Raw genomic sequence first — 21,630 nt, 5'->3', positions numbered from 1 at the left:
CCGGATTAAGGAAACACGCCCTCCTCTGAGTTCTGTTGATGAACTCTGACAGGTCTCTCACATTTGCGAATGGAGAAGCCACGGGACATGTCGGTGATGTTGACTACCGAACGTCAGTTATTAAAACTGCAAGGCAGTCAACGAAACACACCGGGCTTTGCGGCCCGGCGTTGATGGGGCTTCTAGGTGGCCTTCATAAAATTGTCAACGAGAAAAAAATTGCATCCCGCCCTTGAAAGCGCATTTTCCTGCACTATTTCGTTTGTCGTGATCAGGACTCGGGCCCCTCTGGCGTATTACCGGACAATACGTGATGTCGAGTCTCTTTAGGTTGGGGCCCACGTTTATTTCTGTCACACGTTCCCCAGCCATATAGCCAACCTGTCCGGCAAAGGTTGACTGATGGACTTTCTGTTCTCGGATTTTCTCGGCACCCCCACATGGATGTGGGCGGTCTTCATTTCTCTCGTTCTTGGCCTTTTGGCCCTGGACCTTGGTGTTCTGCATAAGAATTCCAAGGAAATCGGCATTCGCGAAAGCTTGCTGATGTCCGCTTTCTATATTGTCATCGGTTTGTCCTTCGGTGGCTGGATCTGGTACCAGTCGGGCCAGCAGCCTGCCATGGAATATATCACCGGCTTCGTGGTGGAAAAAAGCCTGGCGATGGACAACATCTTCATCATCGCCATGATCTTCTCCTATTTCGCCATTCCGCGCCAATACCAGCACCGCGTGCTGCTGTGGGGTATTCTGGGTGTGATCGTGCTGCGTGGCATCATGATTGCCGCTGGCGCTGCCATCGTCGAAAACTTCCACTGGGTGCTGTACCTCTTTGCGGCCTTCCTGGTGTTTACCGGCCTCAAGATGCTGTTTTCGGCCGATCATGATGAGAACGATCTCGACAACAACCGCATCCTTAAGTTCCTCAAGCGCCACCTGCCGCTGACAAACCGCCTCCATGGCGAAAAGTTCTTCGTCAAGGAAACCGACGAGAAGACCGGCAAGCTGAAAACCTTTGTCACCCCGCTGTTTCTGGCGCTGGTGATGGTGGAAATTGCCGACCTGATCTTTGCGGTTGATTCGATCCCGGCGATCTTTGCGATCACCACCGACCCGTTCATTGTCTATACGTCGAACATTTTCGCGATCCTTGGCCTGCGTGCACTCTACTTTGCGCTGGCAGCCCTGATCCACCGCTTCGCGTATCTGAAATATGCGCTGGCTGCGGTTCTGGTGTTCGTTGGCTCGAAAATCTTCGTGGCTGACATGCTGGGTCTGGCAAAAATCCCGCCTGCCGTCTCGCTTGGTGTGACCGTCGCAATTCTGGTGACCGGTGTTGTCGGTTCGCTGTTTGCCACACGCAAGCAAGCAAAGGCTGTCGAATAATGTCCCGCTTCACAACATCCCGAAACTCCACCATCCTCGGCGCCACGCCGAGGATGGGCACCACCAGATGGCCGGTAACATCAGTCCATGTCTACGATTTCAGCACGATGATTCTCGGACGTGATCCGAGAATGAACAACAGCAGATGGTCGGGACGCACCAGACCATAACGCTGAGGGAGCGCCAGCTCACGTGATATATTGAGAAACAGCAGCCTTATTCGGCCGCCAGCGTCGCCTCATCATCAGCCGCATCCGCATCACCGGGTGCGGTTTTTGCATCAAGGTCCGGAAACGCCACGATACGCTTGCCGGAGAAATCGGCATGCACCACGACCAATTCCTTCTCCTCGAAATAACCGAGCAGACGGCGTGCACGGCGTGCAGAATGCGTGCCATAGGCGCGAGCAATACGGGCATCAGACGGGCAAGGCTCCTCGCCCAGCGCGGCTTTAACCAGCATCAGGAATACGCCCTGCAGATCGTCGGAGACGTTTTTCGACAGATCGAGTGCCGTTTGCCAGCTTTCACTTGCCGCCATTTCGGCATCAACGCCGGAACGGGTAATTGCCACCTGACGGCGGAATTCCGACAGCGCCATCGGCGTGCCGGGAATGCGGCGCATGCGGGCACGCACCAGAAAGTCCTGATAGAGCACAGCGTCCGTGCGATAGGCCGACTGCGGATCATCCAGAATTTCGTAGAGAACGCCTGAGATCTTCTCTTCGCGCTCTTCCGGCGTCATGTCCGAGGCGCTGCTGCGCTGCGGCTGTTCGGAGGCTGGCGTTATCGCGGCTGGTGTCGAGCGGGACAGCTCGGCCAGAATGTCTGTTGTCGGGCGCGGTGCCGGTGGCGTGCGGCGCACAGGCGCGCGCGTAAATTCTTCCGGGTCCGGCGTGAAGATCAGGTCTTCCACGTCCTGCGGCGCATCGGGCAGCGGCATCAGCTTGGGCGATGACGACCGAGCCGAGGTTTCCACAGCACCAATCACGATAGGCAGTGGGCGGCGCGACAGAGCCGGGCCAAGCGCCACGAAATTACCACGCTGCAAATCGCGGAACATTTCCGCCTGACGGCGGTCCATGCCGAGCAGGTCGGCTGCGCGTGCCATGTCGATATCAAGGAAAGTACGGCCCATCAAGAAGTTGGAGGCTTCCGCCGCCACGTTCTTGGCAAGTTTTGCCAGACGCTGCGTGGCGATAACGCCGGCCAGACCGCGCTTACGACCACGACACATCAGGTTGGTCATGGCGCCAAGCGATGCCTTGCGGGCATCTTCGGTTACTTCACCAGCCACGGACGGCGCAAACATCTGCGCTTCGTCGACCACCACCAGCACCGGGTACCAGTATTCACGGTCGGCATCGAACATGCCGTTGAGGAATGCAGCTGCGGCCCGCATCTGCTGTTCGACATCAAGACCTTCAAGCGTCAGGACGCAGGATACGCGGTGCTGGCGAATACGGTTGGCAATACCGGCCAACTCACCTTCTGTGCGCTCGCCATCCACAACGATATGACCGAACTTGTCAGCCAGCGTCACGAAGTCCCCTTCAGGGTCAATAATGACCTGCTGAACCCAAGGGGCGGATTGTTCCAGAAGCCTGCGCAGCAGATGCGACTTTCCGGAACCGGAATTGCCTTGCACCAGCAGACGCGTGGCGAGCAATTCCTCAATGTCGAGTTTGGCAGCCTGCCCACCCGATAGCGTTCCCATGTCGATGCCGACCTGCAATGCCCTAAAACCTTATACTGTCAAAATTGATGTTGAATGCCGACTCCGAACGAGCAGCGAACCCTCCCCATAACAGAGATTTCAACGCAATGCTTCCTCGTGAAGGTAAAAATGCACAGGGAATATGCGCTGCCAACCCAATCTGGTGGAGAGAATCAAACGAACCGAATCACAGCGCCTTACGATATCAGATTGATAATCGTGCCGGTTGGCCGGCTATCGGGCGGTGGTGCGCGCCTCAGCTTTCTGACGGATCGTTTTGTGATGAATTGACGTGAAATCGATTAAAAAACAGCGAGATAGGCAGCGATTACACGTCTTGGCTGTTTTGAAAGAAAATTCACCGGCGCGGCGATTACGAAATATTAAAGCCTTGCGGAACACATATGGAACATATAGTGTATGTTCTGCATTTGTTTCGATTTTCATCAACGGTTGGGGTGCGACTTCATGCTCACACGCAAACAGCAGGAACTGCTTCTTTTCATTCACGAAAGAATGAAGGAATCCGGTGTTCCTCCCTCATTTGATGAGATGAAGGATGCGCTTGATCTCGCTTCCAAATCCGGCATTCACCGGTTGATCACAGCGCTTGAAGAACGTGGCTTCATTCGCCGCCTGCCAAACCGGGCACGCGCACTGGAAGTCATCAAACTTCCAGAGGCCTATTCGCCAAGCCTCAAACCACAGCGTGGCTTCTCGCCGAGTGTGATTGAAGGCAGCCTTGGCAAACCAAAACCGGTTGTCGCCCCTGCTCCGACCCCCGCCCCTGTCAGCGCCAATGATGGTGGTAGCTCGGTATCGGTGCCGATGATGGGACGGATCGCGGCCGGTGTGCCGATCTCCGCCATCCAGAACAACACACATGATGTGTCCGTACCGGCTGACATGCTGGGTTCTGGTGAACATTACGCACTGGAAGTGCGCGGTGACTCGATGATTGATGCCGGCATCTTTGACGGCGACACGGTCATCATCCGCAACGCCAAGACCGCCAATCCCGGTGACATCATCGTGGCGCTGGTCGATGATGAAGAAGCGACCTTGAAGCGTTTTCGCCGCAAAGGTGCATCGATTGCGCTTGAAGCTGCAAACCCGGCCTATGAAACCCGTATCTTTGGACCTGACCGCGTCAAGATCCAGGGCAAGCTGGTCGGCCTGATCCGCAGATACCACTAAGCGGTCATCAACAGACCCATATCACTGTCAGGTGACGCGCCAGCGCGTCATCGCTACTGTCGCCGGAAACCACCCGACAAAAGTGGCCTTCAAATCCCTTTAGTCTAGTGACGGTCCAGCAGTTTCGAGACATACGGCGGGACTGCCGTTTCAAATGTCCTGCTGCGCCAGTTATAATAACGATGCATGGTCCATGGACGGTAGGAACCATAAATGGCAGCCGTCATCCTCTCTATCGGCAAATCCTGATTTGCGGCGGTTGTTGCCTCAGTTGAAAATGTGATCTCCAGCGATCCGGTGCGCCGCAATGTCTGGGCACTGAGCAAAAAGGCGCCGGAGCGGCAGGTTTCAAATGATGTGGGACGCGTGGTGATAACCACAGAACCGATGTCGCAAGCGAGACCAAGATATCTGTTATCCAGCACGGAAATCACCACCTGCCCCTTCGCTGATCTGGCGATGCACCAGCTATCGCGGCGGCAGGTAAAGGCATCGGTTGCATTTGTAACGGCGGCAGACATCACCTGCCTTTCAGCCTGAATGATGTGTTCGTCCAGCATCGGCCGTCGTGATCGTGGTGGCGCGGCATCAGTATTGCCAGTCGTTGTGTCATTGGCATCGTCAGGCGGTGGTTCTGGGGCTGGCAGTTCCTGCAGCATGTTTGGCCGAATATATTTGTCAGGTAAGAACAAAGCCCGCGCCCATTGGTCATAGATAAAGCCGGATGGGCGTTGGCTGGTGCTGGCAACCTGATCCTCGCCAACCAGTGCCATCAGTTTCCCGTCCTCAAAAACCACCAGATCGGGATTGTCCTGTTGCCGTGACAGCACAAACAGCACAAGGCCTGCCAGCAGGAACACAGCACTTACCCAAGCCAGTCGGGTGCGAAACAGTGTCAGCGCCAATAGGCCAAGCGTTCCGGCGCCCAGAAACCATTGATGTTGTCGTCCGACTCCGGCATCGCCTCCCCATGAGGCCACATAGGTGGCAATATCAATTGTCATCGCCATGCCGTAACCCATGACGGTCAGAAACGGACCATCCAGCCCGAAAGGCATCAGCAGCATGGCGATCAAGGCAAAGGGCATGACGATGAAAGACATCACCGGCATGGCGGCGAGATTTGCCGCTAGTCCATAGGTGGTGACACGATGAAAATGTTCCATCGAATAGATGGCCGTGGATACCCCACCAATCAGCGAGGTCACGACAATACCGGCGCAGAAGCTGCCAAGGATGGACAGGCCCTTCAGGGCGATTGGCATATGTGTCGGCCGGAATGTTGCGCTGTCTTGTGCGGCGCGCCGCCGTGTCCAGAAACCATACGCGGCGACCAGCGCAATCGTTGCGGCAAAGGACATCTGGAAACTTGGCCCCATGACCTCCGACGGCGAAACGCAGATAATAATGATGGCGGAAATAGCAACATTTCTGAGGCTGATCGAGGGACGGTCAAACAGCACGGCGATCAGCATGATCGACATCATCAGCCAGGCCCGTTCGGCAGACACTGCAAACCCTGAAATCAGGTAATAGGCGAGCGTCATGATAAGGGCGGCAAAAGCAGCGATCTTCTTGACCGGCCGCCTCTCGGCAAAACCCGGAAAACAGCTGAGTGCCGTGCGCAAGCCAACGAAGAATATGCCCGATGCCAGCGCCATGTTGAGGCCCGAAATGGCAACGATATGGGCAAGGCCGGACACACGCAGTGCTTCCATGGTGGTTTCTGATATTGCCCGCCGTTCATCGGTTATGATCGAGGCGGCAAAAGCGCCGGCGTCGCCGCCGATCGTGCTGCGGATGCGCTCGGCAATGGCGCTGCGCAATTGATAAAGTCCTGTATCAGTCACGCTGAGCCAGTGGCCGCGTTCCGCAATGCGGCGTTTGATCGCCTCGCTCACCGCAGGCTGTGGCGCTCCATAAAAGAAACCGGTTGCACCTATGCCGTTAAAATAGCCGGAAAAGGCAAAGTCATTCAGACCGGGCAAGGCCGGTCCTGAGGGTGGAGACAGGCGTGCGCGCCCGGTAATGCCCTGCCCGATTTCCATCGGCTGATGGCGACTTCTCGATAGTGCCGTGATCTTTTGCGGCGGGCGCGACAGCACAGGATTTTCAGTTCCGGTGACCGATATGATGTAGCGCCAGTAACCGCGCGCATCCACCTCGCGTCGCTCGACAACACCTGACACGACTGTGGTGACGGGCGTATCAATAATGACGGTATCCTGCCGCCAGCTTTCCAATTGCGCCAGCAGCATGCCTGCCAGACACAGCGCAACAAGGTTAAGCAATCCTGCCAGTTGTGCCGCGCGGTACCGAAGCGTGAGCGCCAGTGTGCCGGCTAAACAAAAGCCGCCAGCAAGCAGGGAGGGTGACGGTGTCTGAAGGCTTGAAAACCAGATGATGGCACCGACTGCCAGAAAAACCGGAATGCAAAGAAAGCCGTGGCCATAGGCCTTTTCGATGTCCAGCATTTGCGACAGCGACGATATCCGGCCGGATAAATTCCCTGCCGTTGCAGACTGTTCATAAACCTCTGCTACCCCGCCCTGATATCGTTGCAGAGCAAAGGAATCACCCTCACCGGGGAGATCCAGTCTCAACGGTTCCTGCTGTCGCAATTCTTGCGATGGTCTTACAGTCAAACCCGCAGCTCCCCGCCGGACAGGGGGTAATTTGCAACCGGCACAACAACAATGCAACCACTTATATTTTAAGGAAGCATTGACCTAATATGAAACAGTCAAACGCCAAAAGCCTAGTTTTTGGCACAAGTTGATACCGCAACGCACAATTTGCCTTTTGGATAGCTTGGCATATGGCGCAGGATCAGATAGCTATCCTGAACGCTTAACGCCTAGATGCCTCACGGCATCCAAAACGCATGTTCTCGGAGGATTATGATGACGGAAAAAAGCGCTTCTATTACGCTCGGCGACAAGACAGTAGAACTTCCCATTCGAGAGGGAGCGATAGGCCCAGACGTCATCGACATCGCTGCTTTGTACAAGCACACCGGCAATTTCACCTACGATCCCGGCTTCACATCGACTGCATCTTGCGAATCCAAGATCACCTATATCGATGGTGACGAAGGCGTCCTTCTGCACCGTGGTTACCCGATCGAGCAGCTTGCCGAAAAGGGCGATTTCCTTGAAACCTGCTACCTGCTTCTGTATGGCGACCTGCCTACAGCAGAACAGAAAAAGGATTTCGACAACCGCGTAACGCGCCACACCATGGTGCATGAGCAGATGACGAAGTTCTTCAGCGGTTACCGTCGTGACGCACATCCGATGGCTGTGATGGTTGGCACCGTTGGCGCCCTGTCTGCCTTCTACCACGACTCGACCGACATTACCGATCCGCACCAGCGCATGGTCGCTAGCCTTCGCATGATCGCCAAGATGCCGACAATCGCGGCGATGGCTTACAAGTATCACGTTGGCCAGCCATTTGTTTACCCGAAGAACGACCTCGACTACGCGTCGAACTTCCTCAACATGTGCTTTGCCGTTCCATGCGAAGAGTACAAGGTGAACCCGGTTCTGGCCCGCGCCATGGACCGTATCTTCATCCTGCATGCTGACCATGAGCAGAACGCTTCGACCTCGACTGTTCGTCTGGCTGGTTCTTCCGGTGCAAACCCGTTCGCCTGTATCGCAGCTGGTATTGCCTGCCTTTGGGGCCCTGCCCATGGCGGCGCCAACGAAGCAGCGCTCAACATGCTCAACGAAATCGGCTCTGTTGACCGTATTCCTGAGTATATTGCCCGCGCCAAGGACAAGAACGATCCGTTCCGCCTGATGGGCTTTGGTCACCGCGTGTACAAGAACTACGACCCGCGCGCCAAGATCATGCAGAAGACCATGTATGAAGTGCTCGAAGCAACGGGCAACGGCGACGACCCAATCATGCAGGTTGCTCTTGAGCTTGAAAAGATCGCCCTGTCCGATCCGTACTTCGTCGAAAAGAAGCTGTACCCGAACGTCGACTTCTACTCCGGCATCACGCTAAAGGCTCTCGGCTTCCCCACAACCATGTTCACGGTTCTGTTTGCTCTGGCACGTACCGTCGGCTGGATTGCCCAGTGGAACGAGATGATCGAAGATCCGCAGCAGCGTATCGGCCGTCCGCGCCAGCTCTACACCGGCGCACCACAGCGCGATTACGTACCAGTCTCCAAGCGTTGATTGGTTATTGAATGACAAAAAACACCGGCGCTCTCGCCGGTGTTTTTTTGTGCGCGGGATTCCGGTGGCATCATGTGGTGTGACGACACTCGCTGACAGACAGTACCTCGCGTACTTATTCCCGTGCTTGTCACGGGCATGATGAGGAGAGCTTGTTGAGATGTTGGAGCCAGACAATGAGCGTGGTGCAAGCACATAACCCCTCACCTGAAAAATCTATGACTTAGCGTTGCTAAGGCCATGATTTTTCTTCCTCTCCCACAAGGGTAGAGGTAGGGGCGCAAGTGGCACGCCACCCACCCCTCTTTTCTGTACTTGTTACAGAAATCCAGTCGGCGCGCGTCTGCGCGGCCGGGGAAACTTATATCAGCCCAAAGACTTGGGCTGGGACTGGATCCCTGTGACACGCACAGGGAAGAGGGAGATTGTGGTGACAGTCTTCGCGTCACAGCCAGCGATAGTCGGAGCGGCTGACATTTCCTGGCGTCATCCTCACCCTTGTGGCGAGGATCTAACCACGCCAACCGCATCAGTTTCGCTCAATGATAGGTGATTGGATCCTCGGGACAGGCCCTGACATGACGGAAGAGTGCGGGACACCGATCGCCCCAATCGACCGTTTGTGCGCTCCACAAACGTGCCAGCACAAAACAAAAGGCCGAAGCATCACGCCCCGGCCTTTTCACATTTAATCACCACGACCGAGCGGCATGTCGCCGCCCTGCTCTACGGTTCTGTTATTCGATATCGAAGGACACGCCCTGCGCCAGTGGCAAGGCCTTGGAGTAGTTGATGGTGTTGGTTGCGCGGCGCATATAGGCCTTCCACGCATCCGAGCCGGACTCACGGCCGCCGCCGGTTTCCTTTTCGCCACCAAAGGCGCCACCGATTTCTGCACCTGACGTGCCGATATTGACGTTGGCAATACCGCAATCCGAACCATCAGCAGACAAGAAGCGTTCCGATTCCTGCAGGTCGCGGGTGAAGATCGACGACGACAGGCCAGCGGAAACGGCATTGTGATCATCGATCACAGCGTCAAAATCGCTGTACTTCATCACGTAGAGAATAGGTGCGAAGGTTTCTTCCAGAACTGGGCCGTCCTGCTTTGGCATTTCCACCAGAGCAGGCTTGACGTAATAGCCGTCAGCGGCGCCCGTATCGACACGTTCACCACCAAGAACCGTACCACCGTGGTTCTTGGCTTCACTGAGCGCCTTCTGCATGCCGTCAAAGGCCGCCTTATCGATCAGCGGACCAACCAGCGAGGATGTTTCCAGCGGGTTGCCGACGGAGACCGAGCTGTAGGCCTTCTTGAGGCGTGGAACGAGCTGGTCGTACACGCTGTCATGCACAAACAGACGACGCAGGGTCGTGCAGCGCTGGCCAGCGGTGCCCATGGCGCCAAAAGCGATGGCGCGCAGTGCCATGTCTAGATCGGCCGATGGGCAAACGATACCGGCATTGTTGCCGCCAAGCTCCAGAATGGATCGGGCAAAACGCTTGGCAAGGCGCGGACCAACCTCGCGCCCCATGCGGGTGGAACCGGTGGCAGACACCAGCGGCACCTTCGGGTGGTCAACCAGTGCTTCACCAACAAAACGATCGCCGATCAGCACCTGGCTCAGCCCCTCTGGCGCATCGCCAAAACGAGCAGCGGCACGCTCGAAAATGCCCTGAACGGCAAGCGCCGTCAGCGGCGTCTTTTCAGACGGCTTCCACACGACCGTGTTGCCGCAGACCAGTGCCAGCGCCGCATTCCACGACCAGACAGCGACCGGGAAGTTGAAGGCGGAGATAACGCCGACAACGCCGAGGGGATGCCAGGTTTCCATCATGCGGTGGCCGGGACGTTCCGTGGCAATGGTCAGGCCGTAAAGCTGGCGGGACAGACCAACTGCGAAATCGCAGATGTCGATCATTTCCTGGACTTCGCCCAGACCTTCGGACGGGATCTTGCCGGCCTCCAATGACACGAGACGACCAAGATCGGTCTTGAAGGCGCGCAGTTCTTCACCCAGCAGGCGAATAAGTTCGCCACGGCGTGGTGCCGGCACCAGACGCCATGCCTTGAAGGCAGCATCGGCCTTTTCAACCACTTTTGCCACTTCAGCGACCGACACGGTCTTGAGGTCTGCAACCTTCTGGCCGGTCACCGGGCTGAAGGATGGCATGTTACCGCCAGTGTAAAGGCTGGACGAAACGCCCATCTTTTCCAGCAGGCTTGCTGCTTCCTTTACCACATCGATTTTCTGGGTTGCTGCGTCCATTTTAAGCTCCATTTTCCCCGCAGTGGCGGCGCTTCATCCATACTGGAGAAAAACACTCTGCCCTGCACTTCAATTTTCGGTCTTCTTTACCGTGTCGCGGGCCTGAACAGGCCAAAGCCTGTTATCTGCAATGGGCCTTGGCTGTTTGTTTTACGCATGTCGTTATTGCAAAACCCATGGATTTTGCACGACATGCTGTCGTTTCCCACTTGACGAAAAGTGCCAGTTTATTCTTTCTCGTAATCATATACGCTAGGATTGACCGGTTTCAAATGACGAAACCAATTATGTTGATGCGAGATCGGAATAATGGACCCCAGACGCCGCCTGATACCTGACATCGTGACCTTACAGGCTTTCGAGTGTGCGGCACGGCATGGCAACTTCACACGGGCCGCCGAAGAACTGAACCTGACACAGAGTGCCATCAGCCGCCAGATCCGTGATCTGGAAGCGCAAACCGGCATGCAGTTGTTTGAGCGTATCAGGCGACGCGTGGTACTGTCACAGGCCGGACGCAAGTTTTTGCCCGATGTGCAGCGCCTTTTGCAGCAGTCCGAACAGTTGATGGTGCGCGCTGTTGCATCAGGCGAGTCCGGCTCTGCCCTGTCGATTGCCTCCCTGCCGACCTTTGGTAGTCGCTGGCTGATGCCGCGTCTCAACAAGTTCATCGAGAGCCACCCCGATACGGTCATCACCGTTGCGTCGCGTTCGCACCCGTTTGATTTTGACGAGGAAGGGTTTGACCTTGCCATTCATTACGGACAGCCGGTCTGGGCGCATGGCACCTGCACCTTTCTGTGCAATGAGGTGATCCTGCCTGTGGCCAGCCCTTCGCTGTTGGCGAAGGCGACCATCGCCAACCCCACTGATCTGCAGACCATGCCGCTGCTGCACCTGACCACCCGGCCCAAACTGTGGTCGGAATGGTTCGAGATGAGCAAGGTCACGGCCGACAATGCCTTTCGCGGCAACCGTTTTGACCAGTTCTCCATGGTGATAGAAGCGGCGGCCAGCGGTATGGGCATCGCCCTTCTGCCGCGGTACCTCATTGAGGCCGAGCTGGCATCCGGCCGGTTGCAGGTGCTATTTGACCTGCCTCTGACCACCGACAACAGCTATTACATCGCCACCCCCGAGGGTCGGCAGGACAACATGCTGGCGCGCGCCTTCCAGACATGGCTATTGAGTGAGGTCAGTCGCTAGGGGCTGCCACAGGCCGCCCCGCAGACACCCTATTGCTGGAAGGTTCAGGCCCTGGCGCCAAAGGCAGTCAGAAGGAAGTTGGCGGCAATCACCGCGCCGTCCTGCGAAATCGTGTGGCCAACACCGGGCAGCGTGTGCAACTCGGCACTGATGCCTGCCTTGGCCAGCGCTGCCTTTGCCTTTTCACTTTCGGCAAAGGGCATGACGTGATCGGCCGTGCCGTGAATGAGCGACAGGCGTGTGGTTTCCGACGGCGCATAGGGTTCCGGTGAGGCGAGCCTGCCGGAAAAGGCCACCACAGCCGCCACAGGCCATCTGCCTGATGCCACCGCATCCAGCGCCATGATGGAGCCTTGCGAAAACCCAACCAGCGCCACGCGGTCGAGGTTGCTCGTCAGCGCGTGGCGGGCAATAATATCGCCCAGCACCTGATCAAAGGCCGCACGCGCCTCCACGACGCGCTGAGGGCGGTTGGCTTCTGTCACGCCATCGATACTGAACCATTGCCGGCCCGGGCCATTGCCAAAGCTGAATGGCGCATCCGGGCTCTCAAAATCAATGTCACCCGCCGACTGGCGCAAAAACTGCCCCAATGGCGCAAGGTTTGCGCCATTGCTGCCAACGCCGTGCAGACCGATAACCAGTTTGCGTGTGGAATTGGATGTCATGACAACCTCCCTTAGGATAGCGAAACCGGTGCCAGACCCGGCAGATCAGGGCCAACAGGCACGATCTGCGTCGGGTTGAGCGCCTTGATCGAATAATAACCGCGCTTGATGTGGTCGATACTGACGGTTTCACGCACGCCCGGCACATCAAGCATCCCATTGAGGAAGCGGCTGAGGGCCGGATAATCGGCAATGCGCTTCAGATTGCATTTGAACAGGCCGTAATAGGCCGCATCAAACCGCACCAGCGTTACAAACAGGCGGATGTCGGTTTCGGTGACCGTGTCACCGAACAGGAACGGACCCTTACGCTCAAGGCGGGTTTCCAGCTCTTCCAGCGTTTTGAACACATCGGCAAAGGCCTCGTCATAAGCACCTTGTGTGGTGGCAAAACCGGCGCGGTACACACCATTGTTGAGGTTGGGGTAAATGCGCTCGTTCAGCGCATCGATCTCGGCGCGCAAATGCGTCGGGTACAGATCAAACGAATTGTCGGCCAGATCTCCAAAACCGGAATTCAGCATACGCAGAATATCCGCAGATTCATTGTTGACGATGGCGTCTGTCTGTTTGTCCCACAACACGGGCACGGTGGCGCGACCGGTGTAATGCGGGTCTGCGCTGGTATAGATCTGATGCATGTAGGACTTGCCATTGATCTCGTCGCGGTTTGCACCGGGATAGTCACCAAAACGCCAGCCTTCATCCGAGATGGACGGCTCGACGACTGAAACGGAAATCACGTCCTGCAGTTTCTTGAGATTGCGGCCAATCAACGTGCGTGATGCCCAGGGGCAGATCAGCGCGACATAGAGATGGTAACGACCCGCTTCTGCATTGAAACCACCCTCACCTGTCGGTCCCGCCGAACCATCCGCTGTGACCCAATGACGGAACCCGGATGTCTGGCGCACGAAACCGCCCTTGGCATCCGTCGCCTGAACAGGGTGCCAATCTGAAGTCCATTTTCCGTCGACAAGCATGTTAAGATCCTCATTCGGTCATCTGATGGGATCGTTATGAAGCCATAGGCTTAATGGCCACAAGCCACGCATTTGTTGACGCACTGTAACCGATCAGAACGTTTTCAGGAATAACGATTGAGACTGTCGCCGGTTCACAGCCGATTGCGGAAAAACGGGTTCCAGCGCACGGTGCCCAGGCGGATTTTTTCACGGAACATCGTCAGCAGGCCAGCACCGGCAATAACCACCAGACCGGCGACCGCCAGACGGTCCGGATATTCGCCGAAAAACAGCGATCCAATCGCCACCGCCCAGAGGATTTGCGAATAATGCGAGGGCGCAATCTGGCTGGCTGGCGCAATCTTGGTGGCAATCAGCAGGGTAATCTGGCCGATGGCCGTAAAGGTGCCGATCAACGCGAACACGCCGAAATATTTCAATTCCGGCATCTGGAAGGTCGGAACGGAGGCAAGGCCGTTAAACAACAGGCCGTAGATCAACAGCACGCCCATGATCGAGGTGCGTTTTTCCTTACCCGCCAGTGAGCGCAGAAGCACGATGGTCAGGCCCGCCAGAAAGGCCACCGCAACCGCTGCGGCGTGGCCAAGATGCAGTTCACGAAAACCGGGACGCACCACCATCATCACCCCGACAATGCCGGCACAAACGGCGGCCCAGCGCCAGATGCCAATATCCTCCTTCAGCACCAGCGCCGAGAGAATGGTAACGAACAGCGGCGACAGGAAGATCAGCGCATAGGCTTCGGCAAGCGGAATGGTAGTGAAGGCATAAATGCCGAGAATACCGGCCAGCAAGCCGGAAATCGCACGGCCATGCACCGCCCATGGGCGGCTGATACGCCAGAATTCACGCCAGCGCTCGTCCTTCGGCTTGGTGAAAAAGATGATCGAGGCGGAAAACAAAATGCTGAAAAAGCCGATCTCAAACACACTGACCTTGCCGCCCAGCGATTTGATCAGGGCGTCTCCCCCCGAAAAGCTGGCGTAAGCAAGCAATCCCAGAAGAAAACCCGTATTCATTGGCAGACTTTCGACAGTGTCAGAGCGTGATGAAGGCGAAAAATGGGGGCAGAATTGTATGCGCAGAGAAGATGTGCGGCCGGAGCAGGCACAGATATGTCGTTCTGCGGTACTCCCAACAGCCAGCAACCGCAAGGCTACCGGCGGCCGCTTTCGTTCGTTTATGAGATATTTTGCGGAAATGCCGAGGGAATGGTGAACCAAGCCTCAAAGAGATGGTTTTTGAGGTTAATTCTGTACCGGCTTGCGGGCATTCACAACATTCAGCAGGATTTCGGCGGCGCGTTCACCCGGTGAACGTTCGGTGTGCAGGCGCTGCTGTACCAGCGCGTAACCTTCCAGCATGGCGCGGCGCTGCGTCGTGTCGGAGGATAAGCGCTCCAGCCAGCGCACCATGGAACCGGGACGCACCACCTCGTTGATATATTCCGGCACAACCACGTAATCGGCGATCAGGTTCGGAAGCGCGCCTGTCCAGGTTTTGATGCGTTTGCTGAGCATCGTAAACAACCAATCGGTCTTGTAGACCGAAACGGTTGGCACACCGGCCAGTGCCAGTTCCAGAATGACCGTGCCGGATGCGGCAATGGCGGCATCTGCCTTGGCAAAGGACGACCATTTGAAATCGCTCTCGGCACTGATGGTCAGCTTGATGTTTTGCGGCCAGCTGGCGGCAAACTGCCGGACCAGCGCTTCGCGTCTCTTCACGGTCGGCAGTACAAATTCCGTATCGCCGTTGCGCTCGACATAGGACTGCGCAGCCTGCGCAAACGCAGGCATCAGCTTGGAAATCTCGGCAGATCGTGAGCCGGGTAACAAAAGCACGGTTCTTGTCTGTTCCGCACCTGTCTCTAGCCTCTGATTGCGCTCATTGCGCACGGCGAGCAGGTTGGGTTCAACGCTCAGGCGGTGGCCGACAAAGGTGGTTTTGGGGCCACCAAGACGCTGCATAACCTCAGGCTCAAACGGCAATACCGCCAGCACATGGTCGACATAGGCCAACATGGCCTGCGCGCGGTATTCCTTCCACGCCCAGACGCTTGGGCAGACGTAATTGACCACAGGCAGCGATGGTAGAGCGGCACGCACGCGTTTTGCCACGCGGTGGGTAAAATCGGGACTGTCGATGATCAGCAGAACATCGGGTTTTGCCGCGATAATTGCATTGGCCGTCTGCTTGATGCGCGACAGAAGTTTTGGCAGCTTGGCCAGGACCTGCGTGAAACCCATGATCGACAGTTCGGAAAAGTCGAACAGCGAGTTCAGGCCTTCCGCCTCAAGTGCGTCACCGCCAACACCCACCAGTTCAACCGTGCCGGGATATTGTAATTTGAGGGCGCGGATCAGGTCGGCGCCCAACAGGTCGCCCGAAACTTCACCGGCAATGACGCCAACCTTGAGTGTATCGCTCATCCCCTAAAGTCTCCGCCCAGCGACATATCGATGCCGCATACAAATATGCCTGCCTGATCGGCATCTCTCAACATGGTTTCGCGGTCGAGAACCAGCGAGCGTCCCGCTTCTACCGCAATGCCAGCAAGGCCGGCCTTGGCAGCATTGGCAATGGTTGAGGGACCAATGGTTGGCAGATCGGCGCGTACGTCCTGCTGCGGTTTGCACAGCTTGACCAGCACGCCCTTGCGACGCTGCGAAATACGGCCATTGGCACGCAAGTGCGCCACACGCTCCAGCATGGCATCCGTGCCTTCAACACCCTCCAGCGCGACGATACGGCCACCAACGGAGACAGCACCCTGCCCCACATCCAACAGACCAATGGTCTTGGCGGCATGCATGGCTTTACGAATATCGTCCTGATCGGCCTTGTCAGGCGCCCTCGCACCCATTGGGCCAGTCACGGCCAGCAGGCCGGGCACGATCTCATGGGCGCCCAGCACCCGGCAGCCCTGCGCCTCGATGAGTTTCATCACCATTTGCAGCACGGCGTCATCGCCCTTCGCCAGAAGGGTTTTGATGACGGACGGAATTTTTAAGAGAGATTTGAGGTTGGGATGGATTTCCCGCCATTCCGGACGACGTTTTACGCCGCCCGACAGCACGACGCGGCCGATGCCGTTGTTTTTGAAAATCCGTTCAAGGCCTGCGAGATCACCGACGCCGATAATCTCGCTTTCATAGCCATCCCAGTTCAGATCGGCTTCATTCTTCAGGCGCACGATGAAGGGGCTTTCCCCTTCATCGACGGCTGCCTTTGCCACATAATGGGGCAGCAGACCGCTTCCTGCGATAATGGCCAGCCGATCACCGCTTGCCACGGTTATTTGCCTCTGAATGGCGACGACAGGGCCCGGTCGCTATCCGCGCCGATAAAATCAAGAATTTCGATGACCTGCGGGCAATCCAGATATTCATCACGGATGGCGGCAGCATTGGCACGTGCCGAGCCCTCGCCTTCGAAGATCGCCTTGTAGGCGCGACGAACGCGGTGCACTTCGGAACGTTCAACGCCTGAGCGGGTCATGCCAACGACGTTGAGGCCGCTGAGCACGCCGGGGTTGCCGTTCAACATGCCATAGGGAATGACATCATAGCTGACCGCCGAGAGACCGCCGATAAACGCCTGTCTGCCAATGCGGGTAAACTGGTGCACAGCGCTGCCGCCGCCCAGAATGGCACGGTCACCAACGGTGACGTGGCCAGCCAGCATGACGTTGTTGGACAGGATGATGTTGTTGCCCAGGCGGCAATCATGCGCGACGTGCGAGTAGGCCAGGAACAGATTGTTGTCGCCAACAATCGTGGTGCCGCCATGTTCCACCGTGCCGGTGTTCATGGTCACGCCTTCGCGGATCGTGCAGTTCTCGCCAATCACCAGCGTCGTATCAACGGCGCTGTGATGGGCACTTTGCGAATCGCCGCCAATCACCGCCGACGGCCAAATAATGGTACCCTTGCCAACCGTGGTTCTGCCGAGAACCACGACATGGCTCACCAGCTGCACGTTATCACCCAGCACAACTTTCGGGCCTACATGGCAAAATGGTCCGATGGACACATTTTCACCGATGACGGCTCCATCTTCGATGAATGACATCGGATGAATTTTGGCTGAAGCGGCAATAACACTCATTGCTGGCCCTCTGGCACCATCATCGCGCCGATATCGGCTTCAGCAACCAGAACGCCATCAACCTTGGCATCGCAATGGAACTTCCAGACATTGCCGCGCTGCTTCTGCTTGACGACGTGGAACTCCACGCGGTCACCCGGCACAACCGGCTTGCGGAAACGGGCATTGTCGATGGTCATGAAATAAACCAGGTTGCCGCCGCCGCCCTGCTTGCGCGAGCAGATCGCGCCTGCAGTCTGGGCCATGGCTTCCACCAGAAGAACGCCTGGCATGATCGGCTGGTCAGGGAAGTGACCGGTAAAATGTGGCTCGTTGACCGTCACGTTCTTGATGCCGATGGCGGAGTTGTCGCCATCAATCTGCACAATACGGTCAATCAGCAAAAACGGATAACGGTGCGGCAAAAGCCGCATGATTTCCTTGATATCCGCGGATCCAAGCGTAATCCCCTCGCCATCAGCCATTTTTTTCTCCTGTTTTTTTATCTCTTTCATCCGCACGGGCCAAAAGCTCGGCCATATCACGCAGATATTGTTTCATAGGACGTGCGGGTGCGCCGCCGTAACGAGCACCGGCCGGGACATCAGCCATAACACCGCTCATCGCAGCAATCTGCACACCGTCTCCAATAGAAATATGACCATTGATGCCAGCGGCACCACCGATCATCACGCCGTCACCGATACGGGTGCTGCCGGCAATGCCAACCTTACTGACGATGCCGCAATGGCGGCCGATACGCACGTTGTGGCCAATCTGGACCTGATTGTCGATCTTGGTGCCTTCACCAATCACCGTGTCGTCCATTGTGCCACGGTCGATCGTGGTGTTGGCGCCCACTTCAACATGGTCCTGAATGATAACGCGGCCAACCTGCACGATCTTCAACATGCCGCGCGGGCCCGGTGCGTAACCGAAACCGTCCTGGCCGATACGCGCACCATTGTGCAAAATGACATTGTTGCCAATCAGGGCGGCCAGAACGCTGGCGCCGGCTGCAATCGTGCAGTTGCGACCGATTTTGACATCAGAGCCGATGATCGCGCCTGCACCGATTCGGGTACCGGCACCAATATTGGCGCGCGCACCGATAACGGCCATTGGCTCAACAATCACGCCCTCTTCCAATCGTGCGGTCGGATCGACATGCGCGGCAGGAGAAATATCGCCCGCAACGTCGACAACCGGCGAAGGCTGCATGGCAATGGGATGCAGGATTGCACCGGCATTGGCAAAGGCCGTGTGGGGCACCTTGGTCAAAAGAGCAGGAATATGTGCGGGAATGAGGCTTGTCAGCGCGACATCACAAATGATGGCTGCAGCATTGCATGTTTCAAGCTCGGCCCGGTTCTTGCGAGACAGGATGTAACAGACCTGATCAGGCGCAGCACGATAAACCGGAGCTACCGAACGAACGATACGTTCACCCTCGTTCGGTTCCGAGAGTTCCGCCCCAAGCATTTCAGCCAGTTTGGCCAGCTTAATCCCATCATGGGGCGGAAAAAATTCATTATAGTCCATCAACAGGGAACTCCAGAACAGTTCAAACTCGCAGTTCTGGACTGCCGATATCAGAAGTTGTTCGAGATTCCAAACCGGAAACGCTGTTCCTGGTCATAGTCTTCCTTCATGAACGGTACTGCGTAGTCAACACGCAGTGGTCCAAAAGGCGATGCCCAGATCACACCGATGCCGGCAGATGCACGCAGCGAGCTGCTTTCACCTTCGGAAGCGTAACCAGTCTTGTTGCCGTACAGTGTACCAGCGTCGGCATAAACCGCGCCGCGCAGACCGACGTCTTCAGGAATACCCGGCATTGGGAACGTTGCTTCAGCCGAAACGGTGAAGTAGGTCGTGCCGCCAATCGAGTCGCCATCGATACGTGGACCGATACCGTCGTTTTCGAAGCCGCGGATCTGGCGTCCACCGATCTTGAACTGGTCGAAGACGTACAGATTGTCGCCGGTTGGAACAACGTAACCAGCAGCCGCGGTCAGAGAGCCGATGATGTCGAACTCGTCCGAAAGCGTGTGGTAATAACGCGCCTTACCGTAGATCTTGTAGTATTCGGAGTCACCGCCGATACCCGCGAACTCGTTGGTCAACAGAGCCTGCCAGCCGGAGCGTGGCGTCTGGCGGTCGTCCAGCGTGTTGTAGTTGATCGTGTTGGAGATAACGGACTGGGTCCATTTCTCGCCAGTGATCAGGTCCTTGTATGGCTGTGCCAGGTTGGTACCAGACTGCCAATCGCCATCACCCGTGTACTTGAAGTCCTTGTAGGTGTAGCGGAAGGTTGTTGCCAACTCTTCGGTGATTGGAGCTGTTACGCGAAGCGTGAAGCCCTGCTCCTGGTAATCATAGTAGTCTTCGCTCGAGCTCTGGCTGCGGAACACGTCGAAACCAGCTGCCAGACGGTAACCGAGGAAATAAGGCTCGGTGAACGAAAGGTTGTAGGTACGAGCGTTGTCTTCACCAGCGCCGACTGCCAGACGAATGAACTGGCCGCGACCGAGGAAGTTCTTTTCTTCAACAGACGCTTCGAGCAGAACGCCATCCGATTCGGAGTAACCTGCACCGATACCGAACGAACCTGTTGGCTGATCTTCAACATCAACAACGATCACAACGCGGTCAGCGGCGCTGCCCGGAGCTGTGGAAATGTTGACGTTGGCGAAGTAACCAAGAGCTTCAAGACGACGCTTGGCAGCGGTTACAACCTGCTGGTTGAACGCATCGCCTTCGCTGATGTCGAATTCGCGACGGATAACGTAGTCACGTGTACGGGTGTTGCCGCGGATTTCGATACGCTCAACGTAAGCGCGCTCGCCCTGGTCAACGATGTAGGTCACACCAATCGTGTTGTTGCCGAAGTTACGGTCACCACGTGGGGTCACGCGTGCAAACGGATAACCGGCTGCAGCAACACGCTTGGAAATGGATTCCATGCTCTTCTGAACATTGGTGGCGCTGTAATGATTGCCTTCGCGGCTTTCCAGCAGACCCTGCAGTTCACCGGAGTCAACGCCGTCAACTGTCGATTCGACAGCAACAGGACCGAAGTCGTAACGTGGGCCTTCTTCAACCGTAACGGTGATTGTGTATTCGTTGGACTGCTCGTCCAGAACGGCTTCAGACGAAACAACGCGGAAGTCAGCATAACCACGGTCGTAGTAGAACTGACGCAGTGTTTCTTCGTCGGCGCGCAACTTGTCTTCGCTGTAAACGTCCTTACGGGTCAGGAACGACAGCATGTTGGACTTCTTGGTCGACAGAACGGCTGCGAGGCGGCCGTCGCTGTAAGCCTTGTTACCAACAAAATCGATGCGTGCAATCTTGGTGCGCTCGCCTTCGTTGATCACGAATGCGAGGTTAACGCGGCCTTCGCCGACTGTTACCGTCTGCGTCGTGACTTCAACGTCGCTACGACCGATTGCAGAATAAGCCTGCTTGATACGCTCGATATCAGCGGTTACCAGCGAAGGATCGTAAGGGCCGAGCGGCTGGGTCTGCACGACGCCAGACAGCTTGTCATCCTTGATCTTGCGGTTACCGTTGAAAACAACCTGGTTGACCAGCTGGTTTTCGCTGACAGTCACAACCAGTGTGCTGCCGGAAACGCTCATGCTGACGCCAGAGAAGTAACCCGTCGCGTAAAGACGCTTTACGGATTCGTCGATATCAGCGTTGGAGAAGTTCTTGCCGGGTTGGATCGTGATGTTGGAACGAACGGCATCAGCCCCTGCCCGTTCAGCGCCACGCACATCCACTCTGTTAATAACAGCAGCGTTAGCAACACCCGAAGAAGCAAGCACTCCCACGCCCACAACCGAAGCAACACCAGCAGATAGCGCAACCGCCGATACCGCGTTCAAAAATCTTGAACCAGCCTTCATTTTCA

16 protein-coding genes are annotated in these 21,630 nt (G+C 56.6%); 4 read left to right on the top strand and 12 right to left on the bottom strand.

Annotated elements, in window-relative coordinates; all coding sequences use genetic code 11:
* Positions 1-402: 402 nt before the first annotated feature.
* Positions 403-1,386, top strand: coding sequence for a TerC family protein (locus tag PYL13_RS08885; RefSeq protein ID WP_250982615.1), 984 nt, complete (start codon positions 403-405; stop codon positions 1,384-1,386).
* A 216-nt stretch (positions 1,387-1,602) separates the two neighbouring features.
* Here PYL13_RS08885 and PYL13_RS08880 read toward each other — a convergent pair whose 3' ends face one another.
* Positions 1,603-3,120, bottom strand: coding sequence for an ATP-binding protein (locus PYL13_RS08880; protein WP_250982616.1), 1,518 nt, complete (start codon positions 3,118-3,120; stop codon positions 1,603-1,605).
* A gap of 450 nt (positions 3,121-3,570) precedes the next feature.
* On the opposite strand from PYL13_RS08880, the gene lexA reads away from it, so the two are divergent.
* Complete coding sequence (gene lexA, locus PYL13_RS08875; protein WP_250982617.1) at positions 3,571-4,299, top strand: transcriptional repressor LexA; 729 nt, start codon at positions 3,571-3,573, stop codon at positions 4,297-4,299.
* 104 nt (positions 4,300-4,403) lie between these two features.
* On the opposite strand, the gene PYL13_RS08870 is transcribed toward lexA, so the two are convergent.
* The gene (locus tag PYL13_RS08870; RefSeq protein WP_275641045.1) at positions 4,404-6,902 is read right to left on the bottom strand and encodes a ComEC/Rec2 family competence protein; all 2,499 of its coding nucleotides are present in this window, start codon (positions 6,900-6,902) and stop codon (positions 4,404-4,406) included.
* Positions 6,903-7,202: 300 nt separating this feature from the next.
* Between PYL13_RS08870 and gltA the strand changes: the two genes are divergently transcribed.
* Complete coding sequence (gene gltA, locus PYL13_RS08865) at positions 7,203-8,492, top strand: citrate synthase (protein WP_192491214.1); 1,290 nt, start codon at positions 7,203-7,205, stop codon at positions 8,490-8,492.
* 737 nt (positions 8,493-9,229) lie between these two features.
* On the opposite strand, the gene amaB is transcribed toward gltA, so the two are convergent.
* Positions 9,230-10,762 carry an L-piperidine-6-carboxylate dehydrogenase gene (gene amaB, locus PYL13_RS08860; protein ID WP_275641044.1) on the bottom strand — a complete coding sequence of 511 codons (1,533 nt, stop codon included), beginning with the start codon at positions 10,760-10,762 and terminating at the stop codon, positions 9,230-9,232.
* Positions 10,763-11,071: 309 nt separating this feature from the next.
* Here amaB and PYL13_RS08855 point away from each other — a divergent pair, with 309 nt between their 5' ends.
* A complete protein-coding gene (locus tag PYL13_RS08855) occupies positions 11,072-11,968 on the top strand; it encodes a LysR family transcriptional regulator (protein WP_259146575.1) in 897 nt (298 codons plus the stop codon).
* Between the two features lie 44 nt (positions 11,969-12,012).
* Here PYL13_RS08855 and PYL13_RS08850 read toward each other — a convergent pair whose 3' ends face one another.
* From PYL13_RS08850 to bamA, 9 genes are all read right to left on the bottom strand, one after another.
* Entirely contained in the window at positions 12,013-12,636 is a 624-nt protein-coding gene (locus tag PYL13_RS08850; RefSeq protein WP_275641043.1) for an alpha/beta hydrolase, read from the bottom strand.
* A gap of 11 nt (positions 12,637-12,647) precedes the next feature.
* A complete protein-coding gene (locus PYL13_RS08845) occupies positions 12,648-13,619 on the bottom strand; it encodes a glutathione S-transferase family protein (RefSeq protein WP_275641042.1) in 972 nt (323 codons plus the stop codon).
* Positions 13,620-13,753: 134 nt separating this feature from the next.
* Entirely contained in the window at positions 13,754-14,641 is an 888-nt protein-coding gene (locus tag PYL13_RS08840; RefSeq protein WP_192487784.1) for a DMT family transporter, read from the bottom strand.
* Between the two features lie 228 nt (positions 14,642-14,869).
* Complete coding sequence (gene lpxB / locus PYL13_RS08835) at positions 14,870-16,054, bottom strand: lipid-A-disaccharide synthase (protein ID WP_275641041.1); 1,185 nt, start codon at positions 16,052-16,054, stop codon at positions 14,870-14,872.
* Positions 16,051-16,917, bottom strand: coding sequence for an LpxI family protein (locus PYL13_RS08830; RefSeq protein ID WP_275641040.1), 867 nt, complete (start codon positions 16,915-16,917; stop codon positions 16,051-16,053). The genes lpxB and PYL13_RS08830 overlap by 4 nt, the downstream gene beginning before the upstream one ends.
* 2 nt (positions 16,918-16,919) lie before the next feature.
* Positions 16,920-17,732 carry an acyl-ACP--UDP-N-acetylglucosamine O-acyltransferase gene (gene lpxA, locus PYL13_RS08825; protein WP_275641039.1) on the bottom strand — a complete coding sequence of 271 codons (813 nt, stop codon included), beginning with the start codon at positions 17,730-17,732 and terminating at the stop codon, positions 16,920-16,922.
* On the bottom strand, positions 17,729-18,196 hold the full coding sequence (gene fabZ / locus PYL13_RS08820) for a 3-hydroxyacyl-ACP dehydratase FabZ (protein ID WP_192487780.1): 468 nt from the start codon (positions 18,194-18,196) through the stop codon (positions 17,729-17,731). Before fabZ ends, lpxA begins: the two co-directional genes overlap by 4 nt.
* The gene (lpxD, locus tag PYL13_RS08815; protein WP_275641038.1) at positions 18,189-19,253 is read right to left on the bottom strand and encodes a UDP-3-O-(3-hydroxymyristoyl)glucosamine N-acyltransferase; all 1,065 of its coding nucleotides are present in this window, start codon (positions 19,251-19,253) and stop codon (positions 18,189-18,191) included. Before lpxD ends, fabZ begins: the two co-directional genes overlap by 8 nt.
* 50 nt (positions 19,254-19,303) lie before the next feature.
* A complete protein-coding gene (gene bamA, locus PYL13_RS08810) occupies positions 19,304-21,625 on the bottom strand; it encodes an outer membrane protein assembly factor BamA (protein ID WP_275641037.1) in 2,322 nt (773 codons plus the stop codon).
* Between the last annotated feature and the right edge of the window lie 5 nt (positions 21,626-21,630).

Source organism: Agrobacterium sp. Azo12 (genome assembly GCF_029193765.2).
Lineage (GTDB): Bacteria > Pseudomonadota > Alphaproteobacteria > Rhizobiales > Rhizobiaceae > Agrobacterium.
Note: the sequence above shows the minus strand (reverse complement) of the source record. Positions and strands in the feature narration are given on the sequence as shown.

Coding starts and splice junctions, on each gene's coding strand:
- amaB (WP_275641044.1), bottom strand. CDS start 10,762: ATGGACGCAGCAACCCAGAAAATCGATGTGGTAAAGGAAGCAGCAAGC.
- PYL13_RS08845 (WP_275641042.1), bottom strand. CDS start 13,619: ATGCTTGTCGACGGAAAATGGACTTCAGATTGGCACCCTGTTCAGGCG.
- PYL13_RS08855 (WP_259146575.1), top strand. CDS start 11,072: ATGGACCCCAGACGCCGCCTGATACCTGACATCGTGACCTTACAGGCT.
- PYL13_RS08885 (WP_250982615.1), top strand. CDS start 403: ATGGACTTTCTGTTCTCGGATTTTCTCGGCACCCCCACATGGATGTGG.
- lpxD (WP_275641038.1), bottom strand. CDS start 19,253: ATGGACTATAATGAATTTTTTCCGCCCCATGATGGGATTAAGCTGGCC.
- gltA (WP_192491214.1), top strand. CDS start 7,203: ATGACGGAAAAAAGCGCTTCTATTACGCTCGGCGACAAGACAGTAGAA.
- lpxB (WP_275641041.1), bottom strand. CDS start 16,054: ATGAGCGATACACTCAAGGTTGGCGTCATTGCCGGTGAAGTTTCGGGC.
- PYL13_RS08850 (WP_275641043.1), bottom strand. CDS start 12,636: ATGACATCCAATTCCACACGCAAACTGGTTATCGGTCTGCACGGCGTT.
- PYL13_RS08840 (WP_192487784.1), bottom strand. CDS start 14,641: ATGAATACGGGTTTTCTTCTGGGATTGCTTGCTTACGCCAGCTTTTCG.
- lpxA (WP_275641039.1), bottom strand. CDS start 17,732: ATGAGTGTTATTGCCGCTTCAGCCAAAATTCATCCGATGTCATTCATC.
- lexA (WP_250982617.1), top strand. CDS start 3,571: ATGCTCACACGCAAACAGCAGGAACTGCTTCTTTTCATTCACGAAAGA.
- fabZ (WP_192487780.1), bottom strand. CDS start 18,196: ATGGCTGATGGCGAGGGGATTACGCTTGGATCCGCGGATATCAAGGAA.
- bamA (WP_275641037.1), bottom strand. CDS start 21,625: ATGAAGGCTGGTTCAAGATTTTTGAACGCGGTATCGGCGGTTGCGCTA.